The 12,815-nt window shown below is 36.4% G+C and carries 9 protein-coding genes; 1 reads left to right on the top strand and 8 read right to left on the bottom strand.

The window, feature by feature from the left end:
• Positions 1 to 6: 6 nt before the first annotated feature.
• The 8 genes from AC1DFT_RS00045 to AC1DFT_RS00010 all read right to left on the bottom strand — a co-directional run bounded on the left by AC1DFT_RS00045 (position 7) and on the right by AC1DFT_RS00010 (position 11,727).
• Positions 7 to 1,890, bottom strand: coding sequence for a vWA domain-containing protein (locus tag AC1DFT_RS00045; protein ID WP_477916484.1), 1,884 nt, complete (start codon positions 1,888 to 1,890; stop codon positions 7 to 9).
• 9 nt (positions 1,891 to 1,899) lie between these two features.
• A complete protein-coding gene (locus tag AC1DFT_RS00040) occupies positions 1,900 to 2,763 on the bottom strand; it encodes an AAA family ATPase (RefSeq protein WP_477916483.1) in 864 nt (287 codons plus the stop codon).
• Positions 2,764 to 2,809: 46 nt separating this feature from the next.
• A complete protein-coding gene (locus AC1DFT_RS00035; RefSeq protein WP_477916482.1) occupies positions 2,810 to 3,007 on the bottom strand; it encodes a DUF6501 family protein in 198 nt (65 codons plus the stop codon).
• Positions 3,008 to 3,602: 595 nt separating this feature from the next.
• Complete coding sequence (odhB, locus tag AC1DFT_RS00030; protein WP_477916480.1) at positions 3,603 to 4,829, bottom strand: 2-oxoglutarate dehydrogenase complex dihydrolipoyllysine-residue succinyltransferase; 1,227 nt, start codon at positions 4,827 to 4,829, stop codon at positions 3,603 to 3,605.
• A gap of 80 nt (positions 4,830 to 4,909) precedes the next feature.
• Positions 4,910 to 7,711, bottom strand: a complete 2,802-nt coding sequence (locus tag AC1DFT_RS00025; protein WP_477916479.1) for a 2-oxoglutarate dehydrogenase E1 component — start codon at positions 7,709 to 7,711, stop codon at positions 4,910 to 4,912.
• Between the two features lie 266 nt (positions 7,712 to 7,977).
• Positions 7,978 to 9,354 carry a HAMP domain-containing sensor histidine kinase gene (locus AC1DFT_RS00020; protein WP_477916477.1) on the bottom strand — a complete coding sequence of 459 codons (1,377 nt, stop codon included), beginning with the start codon at positions 9,352 to 9,354 and terminating at the stop codon, positions 7,978 to 7,980.
• Positions 9,351 to 10,028, bottom strand: coding sequence for a response regulator transcription factor (locus AC1DFT_RS00015; protein ID WP_477916476.1), 678 nt, complete (start codon positions 10,026 to 10,028; stop codon positions 9,351 to 9,353). The genes AC1DFT_RS00020 and AC1DFT_RS00015 overlap by 4 nt, the downstream gene beginning before the upstream one ends.
• 31 nt (positions 10,029 to 10,059) lie before the next feature.
• Positions 10,060 to 11,727 carry a diguanylate cyclase domain-containing protein gene (locus AC1DFT_RS00010; protein ID WP_477916474.1) on the bottom strand — a complete coding sequence of 556 codons (1,668 nt, stop codon included), beginning with the start codon at positions 11,725 to 11,727 and terminating at the stop codon, positions 10,060 to 10,062.
• Positions 11,728 to 12,073: 346 nt separating this feature from the next.
• On the opposite strand from AC1DFT_RS00010, the gene AC1DFT_RS00005 reads away from it, so the two are divergent.
• The gene (locus tag AC1DFT_RS00005) at positions 12,074 to 12,619 is read left to right on the top strand and encodes a GNAT family N-acetyltransferase (RefSeq protein WP_477916472.1); all 546 of its coding nucleotides are present in this window, start codon (positions 12,074 to 12,076) and stop codon (positions 12,617 to 12,619) included.
• The last annotated feature ends 196 nt before the right edge of the window (positions 12,620 to 12,815 follow it).

The raw sequence follows: 12,815 nt of genomic DNA, 5'->3' as shown, positions 1-12,815 counted from the left end.
TTTTTTTCAAGTACTTTTCACCACATGATGAAGCATTTTACGAAGCAATCTCAATGTCTCATCCGAAAACTTTTCTAGCGATGCGGCAGCTGCGGTTTTCTTTCCAAATATTAATCGGTACAAATCTAATTGCTCTTCTGTTGCTTCCGTATCATTCAAAAATAAATGAAGCACTGATATATGTTTTCTCTCAAGCTCTACAACGGCTTCTGCAGTATCCATAATACCATTTTGCGCATAGCCAAATGCAGAAGGTTCACCGTCGGAAAAAGCGAGTAAAAATTTATGTGTTTCAGGTCTATTCTCTAATCTTTTCCCCATCCATCTGATTGCAAATCCATCCCGGTTATCTTCATGGGCGTCCATCGACAAAATGTTCAACCCACTATCTTTTCCGCCATCTTCTAATTTATGAATCCACTCAAATGTGTTTGGCTGCATGGTTTCAGAAGCTTCAAAAGCATCCTCGTAGTGTAATACAATCTCATGTGAAATATGAAGCTGTCTAAGCACATCGTGAAACAACAAAACAGCTTTTTTCGTTTCCTCTAGTTTATCCTGCATCGAAGCAGAACCATCCACAAGCAAGCCAAAAACAGCATTCAACTGTGTACTAGGTGCATTTTTTTGGTAAAAAGGTTTTGGTCGTTCTTCCGTCCAAAGTGCGGTTAACTTAGAACCAAGCCTACCTTTTGACAGATTTACACGCTTATCTATCTTTTTTTGTTCCATTCGTTTCTTTATCTCTTGTACGAATGCTTTTACATAAGGAGCTTGCTCTTGACGAAAGGCTTGTAGCTGTAGTTTATGGTGACTGGATATAGATCCGTCCATTCTTTTTTCCTCATACATTACATGTATATGTTCTTTCCCAAATGCCTTTCCCGCTTTTTTCTTTGCACTAGATTTTTCCTCATCTCGTTCTGTTGCAAAGCCCTCTCTACTATCACCAACTGAGCTACCTTGGCCAATCTCTGTAATTGCATGACCATCCTCACCTTCCCTCGAAGCGAGATGTTGATCGGCTTTACCATCTCTTCCATGCTCTAGCTCGTATTGTAAATGTACCCCATCTTCTTGTTCATTTTCTCGATGCCAGGTGCGGAAAATTTCTTCAATCGTTTCCTTATGTCCTTCCTCACCCATTTCAGAGTCTTTAACACCATGATGATAATGAAAGTCTTCCGTTCGTAAATTGGATTCAGAAAGGATAGCATAGTATTCATGTAATGCATCTGTTCTTATATATTCTTTCAATAAATAGTAAAGTTGATATACTAGGTAAATAGAATTTCGCGTACTTTTACTTTCGTAGACATTTTGAATAATCGGATTTGCTAACTGAAATGCATCCGGCCCTTTTGCATGCATAGTACCTTCATGGATACCGATGTATACATAACTAATCAATGCATCCGCTAAAAAGCCTTTTTGACTATTTACTAATAATTGCTGTTTATGAAAAGCCAAATATGTTTGCACCCTTGAGCGAAAATATTTAGTAGTACCCACTCTATTTTTCTGAATTGTTTCGATTAAGCGAAACTCTTCTAGGCAAAATAATAGCTGATTGAGTAGCTTTGGCAAATCCTTGTCTTTTTTTAGTGTAAATGCTTTCCAAGCGCTCACATCAAATAATTTCCAAAACCCTTCAGTTAATAAATAAATATCCGATAACCGACCAGCATGCATAATTGCTTCTTCACGATGCCTCCAAAATACACTTAGTGAAATCGTTTGATCCGCCGGATGATATTCGATTAACTTTCGTTCGTTGACAAGAAGCTTTGTATTATTCGTTAGCGCTTTTGCAACATTTTCATAATGCATTAACTTTCGTGCATCTAATGTTTCATTATTAAACTGGATAAACCGATTAACAGAGCCCATCTACATCCCTCACTTTATCCAAGAAGAGGCTAATTCTAATACGAGTTCTCTTTCTTGTTCATCCTCTAGTTTCTCTGCAATGGCATAGTTTATCGCCCGCATAGGATCCATATACTGGGCTAATTCTGTAGCATCTAATAAGCTTCGAATAGAAGCTGCTTCTTCTGAAAGCAATCCTAGTTTTACTTGTCCCATTAAATCTTCCGCTAAATTTAACATAAGAGCTATTAGTTGCTTCGGAGCTGCTGGGAATGTTTCATTCCAAAGATTCGCAAGCAACTCTCCAGAAATATATGGCACGGAAAAAGATACAAAGCGATTTTTTAGTGCTTCATTCATCGGAGTCGTCCCTATATATCCTTCATTAATCGCAGCAATGACAGAAAAGTCAGGATGCGCTTGGATAACTTCCCCCGTAAAAGGATTGGTCAGCATTCTTCTATAATCCAGGACGCTATGTAAAATTGGTAATGTCTCGGCTTTTGCCATATTAATCTCATCAATATATAAAATATGTCCCTTTTTCATCGCTTCAATGACGGGACCTTCTACAAACTCAATGGCATTCGTTCCATCTTTTAAAACAATCGTTTTAAAGCCAAGTAATGCCTCTGCATCTAGATCAACGGAGCAGTTAATGCTCTGAACTGGTTGGTGAAAATAGTGAGACACTGTTTCTGCTAGTTTTGTTTTTCCTGCCCCAGTTGGTCCTTTTAGTAAAACAGGTTTTTTTAATGAAATAGCAATGAGTACATCAGTGAACAAATCATTATTCGGCGATAGATATCCGCCCGTCCCTATTAGCCGACTATCTTCATCATTATGTACTCTGGCTAACCGTACTTGTTGTTCTTTCGTTAATAACTCATTCATAGTTTAGTCTCCTTATGAAAAAAATCCGATGAGTATTCACCGGACTTTACTGAAAATATTCTTTGTAGTAGCCGCCTACTTTACCAGTATTGTCGACAACAAATAGAAACTCTTCTGTTTCATTTTTTACTTCGTATGTTTTTCCAACTGTAAGTACATTACTAACTAAGAATTTCTTCGCATCTGTATGTACACAAGTTACTGTTTTTAGCGTAGGCTTAGCTGCCCAATTTGTATGTATCATTTAAACACTTCCTTTTCTTTTAGTATACGATTGATACACTTGAATTTCAATAAATGAGCAGAAAAAAAGCGCTAAATCGGCTATCCTTGCCTATATACGTCAAATGGGCATATTGAATGGCATGAATATATTATAAAGAAATGAGCTTTCGTAGCCCAGTAAATGGTTTAGGACAATCAAATCGCCGGTGAGAGCAACCAATTCAACAAATGGCTCTTTACTTGGATTGAGATGACTGTGATTTTTGACATATTATAGAGATAATGCTTCGAAAGCAAACGCTATAAATCCCAAAAATGGCTAAGGGCAACTAATCGGCATTGAAAGCAACCAGTTCTATTCGGAAAGCAACTAAATTAACGCGAAGGCAACCATATCCGCACGAGAGCAACCAAATTACTGGTGAAAGCAACCAATTCTCAAACTGCTCTTTACTTGGATTGAGATGATTATGACTTAGACGCATTATCCCTATATCAAGTACAAATTGGCAATGCAATTCCTTCTTAAGTTGATATCCATATGTCAAAATTCTTATAGTTTCATAAGCAAAAAAAGCAGACCCTGATGGCAGGATCTGCTTTTGATTCATTAATTAAGAATTTAACATTAGGTCTTCTGGGTTTTCTAGAAGTTCTTTTACCATTTTTAAGAATCCAACTGAATCTTTTCCGTCGATTACACGGTGGTCATAAGATAATGCTACGTACATCATTGGACGAATTTGAATCTCTTCACCAACTGCTATTGGACGCTTTTGAATAGTATGCATTCCTAGGATACCAACTTGTGTACCGTTTAGAATTGGAGTTGAAAGTAATGATCCGAATACTCCACCGTTTGTAATTGTAAATGAACCGCCAGACATATCAGAAAGGGCTAATTTGTTATCACGAGCTTTTTTAGCAAGTTCACCAATATTTCCTTCGATTTCAGCGAAGTTTTTACGGTCTGCATCACGAACGATTGGTACAACTAGTCCACCTTCTGTAGATACTGCAATACCGATATCATAGAAATTATTTTTCACAATATCAGTTCCATCGATTTGTGAGTTTACGTAAGGATATTTTTTAAGGGCTGCAACAACAGCTTTTGTAAAGAATGACATAAATCCAAGACGTACATCGTTTTGCTCAAAGAATTGGTCTTTCTTGCGTGAACGTAATGCCATCACATTAGTCATATCGATTTCATTGAAAGTAGTTAACATAGCAGTGCTTTGTCTTACTTCTAGTAAACGAGAAGCGATTGTTTGACGACGACGAGACATTTTTTCACGAGTCGTACGACCATCATCTTCTTTTGGAGCAGTAGTAGCTTGCGCTGGTGCCGCTTTAGCAGGTGCTGGTGTCGAACTATGCGCTGCAACATCTTGTACACGAACGCGTCCCATTGGATCTACAGGTGAAATTTCACTTAAGTTAATGCCTTTTTCACGAGCCAATTTACGAGCAGCTGGGCTTGCGATTGTACGGTCTTGCTCAGTAGAAGTTTCTTCTACAACCGGAGCCGCTGTTGCTTGAGGTGCTGCTGGTGTAGCTTCTGCCTCTGGTGCTTTTGGTGCCGGTGCAGCTGCTGCGCCTGAACCTGCTCCAACGACTGCAATTACTTGACCTACTTGAACTGTATCGCCTTCTGCTGCAAGTAATTCACTAACTACTCCAGCTTCTTCTGAAATTACTTCGACATTTACTTTATCTGTTTCAAGTTCAACGATGAACTCACCTTTTTCTACTGTTTCACCTGGTTGTTTTAACCATTGTGCAATCGTACCTTCTGTAATCGATTCTGCTAATTCTGGAACAATAATTTCTGCCACTTGAATTTCCTCCTCTGATATCTATCCTAGCTTCTCTTTGAAACCTCTCATACCTATAGTCACGAGTGTTCTCGGCTTGTTCATAAACTTTTTAATGCTTCGTCAATGATTCGTGCTTGTTCAACTTTGTACGTATCTCCGTCACCTTCAGCTGGACTTGAACGATGCACACGACCTACATATTTGATTTCTTTGCCATCTGCTAGTTCTAATAAATACGGAAGCGCAAAATTCCATGAACCCATATTTTCTGGTTCTTCTTGCGCCCAAGCAAGTTGCTTCACATTCGGATAACGTTCTACAATTGCTTGAATCTTTTCAGTTGGGAACGGATATAGTTGTTCTACACGTACAATGTGTAAGTGATCGTAACCTTCCCCGTCTTTTACTTTGTCTGCTAAATCGATTGCTAGTTTACCACTTGCAAAAATGATTTTCTCAACCTTTTTAGCGTCTTGACCAAGACCTGGTTGTTCTATTACTGTTTCAAATTGGCCAGAAGTTAGTTCAGCAACATCTGCTCCAACTAGTGGGTGACGCAATAATGATTTTGGAGACACAATGATTAATGGACGAATTGCATCCTCTTTTAACATTTTAGCCTGCCTGCGTAATATATGGAAATAGTTTGCCGAACTCGAAAGATTGGCCACCGTCCAGTTATTTTCCGCCGCTAATTGTAAATAACGTTCTAAACGTGCACTTGAATGCTCTGCACCTTGTCCTTCAGCAGCGTGTGGTAATAACATAACAAGTCCTGATTTTAACCCCCATTTGGATCTTGCTGCACTAATAAAGTTATCGAACATCACTTGAGCCATATTGGCAAAGTCTCCATATTGTGCTTCCCAAATAGATAAAGAGTTTGGATCTTCTAAATTATAGCCGAATTCATAACCTAAGATAGCGGCTTCCGTTAATGGGCTATTATGCACAACGAATGAAGCTTTCGCATCACTAATAGCATGAATTGGAGTTAATTCTGCACCTGTTTTTTCGTCGTGTAGCACTAAATGTCGATGAGAGAAAGTACCACGTTGCGCATCCTGACCAGTTAAACGAATAGAGTTTCCATCTTGAAGAATCGTTGCAAAAGCAAGTGTTTCTGCATGACCCCAGTCGATTTTACCTTTTCCTTTAAATGGTTCTTCACGACGTTTTAAAATTTTCTCTAATTTTTTAAATGCTGTAAATTCCGCAGTCCAAGTTAGCAACTCTTCATTAATCATGGCAAGCTTACTTTCCTCTACGCCAGTTTGGAATTTAGGAAATCCATTAAATACCGCTTCCGGAATAACGATATCATGAGCAGTAGTTTGTGGAAGCTCTTTCACACGATCATATGCTTCTTGCATTCCACTGAAAATCGACTCATCTAATGTGGTTACACCAGCAGAGTCCATTACTTTTTCTGCTACTAATTGTTTTCCATAAAGCTCTCGAACTGTTGGATGTTGATGAACTTTATAGTACATCGTTGGATTTGTCACTAAAGGCTCGTCCATTTCGTTATGTCCATAACGACGGTAACCTAATAGGTCAATTACGATGTCTTTTTCAAATTTTTGGCGATATTCATGGGCAAATTTCGCTACAGCAAGCACTGCTTCTGGATCATCGGCATTTACATGAATAATCGGCACTTCAAATCCTTTTGCTGGATCAGAAGAATAATGTGTCGAACGTGAATCGTAATGTTCTGTTGTAAACCCAATCATATTATTTGCGATAATATGTATAGATCCCCCAGTTTGGAATCCTCGTACTCGACTATAATTCAATACTTCTGTTACAACACCTTGACCTGGGAAAGCTGCATCTCCATGGATTAAAATAGCAAATGCCGCATTTTTATCTTGAACAGGATATCCTGCTTCATCTGTCGTTTCTTGCGCTGCACGAGTTTGTCCTGTAACAATTGGACTTACTACTTCTAAGTGAGACGGGTTATATGCTAATTTTAAAGTTAGGCCAGATGGCGAACGGAATGTTGCACCCTTGTGGTATTTCACATCTCCATACCAACCTTCTGACATTTGTAAAGAACCATCTTTCGGTAAAAAAGACTCGCTTGGTACATGTGCAAACTCTGCAAACATCATTTCGTATGGCTTTTGCAAAACATGTGTTAACACATTTAATCTTCCACGGTGTGCCATACCAATATTTACTTGTTTGGTATTTGTTTTATTGGATTGACGTACTAATTCATCCATTAGGACAACTAGCGTATCTAAACCTTCAATGGAAAAACGTTTCGCACCAACAAATGTGCGGTGGATAAATTTCTCAAAACCTTCTATTTGTGTTAAACGCTTAAGTAATGCTTTTTTGTCATCGGCTGAAAGCTTTTCTAATACAGCACCTTTTTCAATTTTTTCTTGTAACCATAATCTTTCTTCTGCATTTACAATATGTGCAATTTCAAAAGCTATTTTGTTTGAGTAAGCAGCTTTTAAATGATCAATTGCTTGTAAACCATTTGTAATATTACTTGGAGCGTTCGTTAATAGAAATGAAACTGGAACATCTCGTAAATCTTGATCTGTTAAACCATATGTTTTCGGATCAATTTTCGGATCTTCTTTTGGACCATCATTTAGTGGATAAATATCCGCTGTTAAATGTCCATGTGCGCGAATAGCATCTGCAAGTTGGATTGCACGAATTACTTTTTCAAAATTGTTTGGCGCAACTAAAGATGTAGCAATATTGGCACTGGATGTAGTAGATGCAATCGTTGGTGCACCATACTGTTGAAATAAACTTACTAATTCGCTATCCACTTCGTCCGGAGACTGTAGAAATAAATCATACTGCTCCATCACATAACCAAGGTTAGGACCAGAAAAAGCTGACCAAGGTGTTTGATTGTTCGACATTTAGAAAAACCTCCAACATTTTGTGCCTTCTAGGCTTTGATGAAAAATAACATAAATAAATACAGTAGAATAAAATCGAATGTAAACATTTTGTGTCCATCACAAAATGTACACATTTATAGTTTACCACTCTTTCAAAAGGACTGAAAGTATAGTTTGAAAGAACAATTTTTCCATATCCATCTTACTACTCTAGGAAAAAAATACAATGCTTTTTTTCAAATTAAATAAGAATTTGAACTATATATTTTTTTCATATAAATGGATTATTCCTCTTTTGTAAATTTGGTGAAAATAATGTAAAATTTTGTTCCTTCTTTTACTGTACTTTCTACATGAATATTCCCCCCGTATTCTGAAACTAAACGTTTTACTATACTAAGCCCTAAACCAGTCCCCCCTTTAGTTTTCGTCCTTGCTTCATCTACGACAAAAAAACGATCAAATATTTTAGGTAGTAATTCAGTTGCAATACCAATCCCGTTATCTTCGACAGTTAGAATAGTTTGAGCGTCCTTATGCCTTACTTTTATGACAATTTTCGGTTGATTAATATTATATTTAATCGCATTATCGATTAGATTCCCTATTATTTGTTCTAAAGCGTTTGTTGGTATCGGTAGTTTTTCATTATCGTTACCATAAAAATCAATTTCTACCATTGGTGCTAAAATACGATATTTTTGCTGTAAGTCATAAACGACTGTAGAAATATTCGTTTCTTTTTGTTCATCCGACTGTTCCCTTTTTGCAAGCTTAAGCATCTCTTCCATTAGTAGCTTCATTTTTTGTACTTCTAATAAAGAGATTTGCAAAGAGTCATCTAGCACTTCCTTATCTTTTTTTCCCCAGCGATTTAATAAAGACAAATGCCCTTCTACTACTTGTATTGGTGTCCGTAATTCATGCGACACATTGTGAATAAACTCATCTTGTCTAGTAATGGTTTCAGAAACTTCATTCATCAGTTGTTTATAAATCGTTAAAAGTTCCCCAATCTCATCATTGGTAGCATATTGAAAATTTACTTCTTTTGAAAACTTCGTCTGTTTCGCTTCTTGCATTTCATTACGAAGTTCTTTTAAAGGTTTGAGTAATATAGAAGACAATGAGTAACCAATTAATGCGGAAAGTACGAGTGCTATGATCGTAAAAATAGCCATTGCGATAAGAATATAGCGCATTAATTGCGAGAAATTTTCTAAACTATGAGAAATCTCCACATATCCTTTAAATAAACCAAAATCAATTTCCGATACTTTATGAAGAAGCACTTGATTGTTTAATTTATCTTTTTGAAAATCTGTCGTTAATGTCGGTGAAAAATTTGGAAACGGGCTCGCATCATTTATGCGTAAAACTTCAATTCCATCAGCATTTAATATGCGAACCGACTGTTTTTGGTTTACAAGTTGATTTAGCAATGTTTTATTACGCTGGATGTCTTGAATAGAAATTATTGGCCCTTTTGATTCGAAAAAGTTAACAACTTCGTGTAATGTATTCTGCGCTGTCTTCTCTTCTGAAATAAGTAACCAGTTGTAAATTGAAAAGAATAGAATAATGCACATCATAAAAAAACTCAAAAAAATCGAAAGTCCAGATGCATATGTCCATTTTCGTTGCAATGTCCAATGTCTCATGTGCGCATCACATATCCTACTCCACGAACCGTTTCAATAAGAGAAGCAATTTTTTCTGGTAGCTTTTTTCTCAGATGTCGTATATACACATCTACAACATTTGTCTCAACTTCCGTTTCATAGCCCCACACTTTCTCTAAAATGACATCTCGCGTTAAAACGATATTGTTATTTTGCATAAAGTAAACGAGCAGGTCATACTCCGTCTTCGTAAGCAAAATCTCTTTATTTTGATAAAATACTTGATGTGCCTTTTGATCCACGGAAAGTTCATCAATGGTCAGATCATCTATAGCTGCTTGTGGACGATCTACTCTTCTTAAAATGGCACGAATTCGCGCTAATAATTCTTCGATTGCAAATGGCTTTACAACATAATCATCCGCGCCTGCTTCCAAACCAGAAACTCGGTCGATAATCGCATCTCTTGCCGTTATTAAAATAATGGGTTTTTCTTTTTTTCCTCGAACTCGCCGACAAATTTCTAGACCATTCAAATTAGGCAGCATAACGTCTATTAACAGCAAGTCATAGTCATTTTCTAATGCAAGTTCTGCCCCTTCTCTCCCATCATGGGAAACTGTCACAACAAAATTTTCATGTTTCAATTCTAACTCTACAAATTTAGCAATGTTTATCTCATCTTCTATTAGTAAAATATGTCGTTTCACCATACACAAATCCTTTCAAAAAATACCGTTCATACTATGAATGAACGGTACTCGCATATACAAAATTATTTTTACCAAGTTTCTTTGCCTCATACAATGCTTTGTCCGCATTATCCAACAGCTCATTTGCATTTGGACCATCATGAGGATAGATAGAAATGCCAATCGAAATGGTTGGTGAAAAACGAACAGTGTCAATCGTCCAACCTTTTTTAAAGGTATGTTGAATCGATTGAATAATGGATTCCAGAAACTCACTTTTGCCATCCATATAATCATGAAGCTGTTCTATAACAATGATAAATTCATCTCCACCAAAACGATATATTTTCATCTCTTGTTGCACAATTTGCTCTAATTTGGTCGCAAACTCTTTTAAAAAACGATCTCCCATATCATGTCCAAACTGGTCGTTAACCTCTTTAAAATTATCACCGTCTATAAATAGCAATCCAATGTTTGTAGCATTTACCGATACTTGTTTTGTAGCTCCCTGCATATTTTCATCGAACATCCTTCTGTTTGGTAAACCTGTCAAACTATCATGGAAAGCTAAATATTTCAGCTGATCCGCTAACGCACGTTTTTCCGTATTTTCTCTAGATACAAAAACAAACCACTTTTCTTCTTCATCATCCACTGTACTTTGCACTGTCGTAATAGTTGTATCCGTCCATATAGCGGAACCAACTTTCGTTTTTAAAAGCAATTCTGTGCGTATTTTGTCTTTGTTTTCCTGCGTTGAAAACAATTCAACATCTTCTAAAATGTTAGAAGTTTCTTTTGCGACCAACTGCAAATAATAAGTTCCAAGTAACTCTTCTTTTTCATATTTCAAAATCGTTTCATGACTTGGTGATGAATAAAGTAAATAGCCATTTTCATCTGTAATAGCGATTAGATCGTTGGAATGTTCTGTGATTAGTTTGAATGAACGTTCTATATTACGTAGTTCCGTCATGATTCGTTTCTTTTCTGTGTTGTCAAATTGAATCGTTAAATATTTCTCAATCATTCCTTTTTCATTGGCAATCGGTATAATTGTCGCATCCACCCAATAGAAAGAACCATATTTTGTACGATTACGTATTTGCCCTCTCCAAACTTCCCCTTTTTGAATCGTTTCCCACATTTGTTCAAAAAAGTGGTTCTCATGATAATGAGAGTTGATCATCCAAAATGAATTTCCGATTAATTCCTCTTTTTTAAACTGAGAAGTCGTTTCGAATAATTCATTTACCATTTCGATTATGCCGTCTTCATTAGTCATTGCGACAAGGGCCGCACCATTTACTCCTTTTCGATAACTTTCTAATATATAAGTGGAATCTTGCATTTCTTTTGTTTTGATCACTGCTTTTGTTATTGCTAATATATACATATTCTCTTCATCAAAAATAGGAATTACGGTCGTTTCATTAACAGATGTTGCACCTTTTATACAGTGATGATCCTGGTAAGAAACAGACTGTTTAAGCATAAACGCTCTATTATAATGATAGAAAATTGTTTTACAATGAAAATCATCAAAACATTGCTCTAATCGCATTCCTTGAGGATTTTCAACGAAGATTTCTTCCGCCTTTTTATTGATATATTCATAGAAAAATGTATTTCCTTCTTTACGCATAAAAAACACATAATCGTCAACTAAATCATATAATAAATGGAATTGTTTTTGCGTAATAATTGGGTAAGGCATATTCTTAAACAAACTCCTATCACATTAAGTACTTGTACCCTATAATCATATGTATTTCAAGTGTAACATACAAGTATTTAGTTTTTTTTCTTTACAAACATTTAATAAATTTGACACGATTTAAGACTATGCAAAACGGTGAAAACAAAGTATATTATTAATGCAAATAATTTTATAAGGCAAAGTTCACTTTGCCGAGGGAAGGCAAATGGTGCGCCACCAGTTTTGAGCTGGTCCTAGTAGGTTCGATTCCTACCCCGAAATTTTTTATGCAATTCGAAATGAAAAATTTCTGGGACCTAGGATGACTACGCTCATTTTTTGGGTTCTTTAGGGGGCGCTTTTTTTGATAAAAAAACGAGATTTGCATGAATGTACTTCTCTCTATGAACTTATGTCGGATCCAACTGTACTGCCTTATGTACGCCATAAAGCATATTCAGTGGATGAATATTGGTTTTCAACGAAACAGTTAATGGAAGAAGAGGAAGCTGGTACTGTCATTACTCGCACGATTATAAGTGATTTCGGTCAGCCAATCGGTACCATTAATTTATTTGATATTGAAGATGGAGCTGGATTTCTTGGCACATGGATCGGTACCCAATTCCAAGGGCTTGGGTACAATAAGAAAGCTAAAGAACAATTTCTAGAAGAGTTATTTTTCGAGCTAGATATCCACACGGTATTTTTGCGCATTCGTAAAACGAATCCAAAAAGTATTCGTGCTGCAGAAAAACTTCCTTATACAATAATAGCAAACGAATCACATCCTTCCATTTATGCAGAGATTAACAAAAACCAAGAAGTTTATGATTTGTATTATATTCCAAAAGATTTATTCCATTTAGTGATGATGCAACAAAACGATGCAGAAGAACAAGCGATGTAATTATAAACTCCCGTCAAATAACGACTTGACGGGAGTTCTTTATTTTTTGGTTCTATAATATTTGTTGGGGTTTTCCTACAATTGTGCATAAAAAAATGCACGTAACTTCTGTTTCTTTTATACTTGAATTGTCGAGAAACAAGTATGAAAAGGAGCTACGTACAAATGCATTTTAACATGAATATCCCAGGATTAA

The organism is Psychrobacillus sp. 05T411, from assembly GCF_056396485.1.
This window is presented reverse-complemented; position numbering and strand designations above follow the sequence as displayed.

Excerpts from the sequence above, each read along its gene's own strand:
- AC1DFT_RS00045 (WP_477916484.1), bottom strand. The coding sequence starts at position 1,890 with ATGGGCTCTGTTAATCGGTTTATCCAGTTTAATAATGAAACATTAGAT.
- AC1DFT_RS00040 (WP_477916483.1), bottom strand. The coding sequence starts at position 2,763 with ATGAATGAGTTATTAACGAAAGAACAACAAGTACGGTTAGCCAGAGTA.
- AC1DFT_RS00035 (WP_477916482.1), bottom strand. The coding sequence starts at position 3,007 with ATGATACATACAAATTGGGCAGCTAAGCCTACGCTAAAAACAGTAACT.
- AC1DFT_RS00025 (WP_477916479.1), bottom strand. The coding sequence starts at position 7,711 with ATGTCGAACAATCAAACACCTTGGTCAGCTTTTTCTGGTCCTAACCTT.
- AC1DFT_RS00020 (WP_477916477.1), bottom strand. The coding sequence starts at position 9,354 with ATGAGACATTGGACATTGCAACGAAAATGGACATATGCATCTGGACTT.
- AC1DFT_RS00015 (WP_477916476.1), bottom strand. The coding sequence starts at position 10,028 with ATGGTGAAACGACATATTTTACTAATAGAAGATGAGATAAACATTGCT.
- AC1DFT_RS00010 (WP_477916474.1), bottom strand. The coding sequence starts at position 11,727 with ATGCCTTACCCAATTATTACGCAAAAACAATTCCATTTATTATATGAT.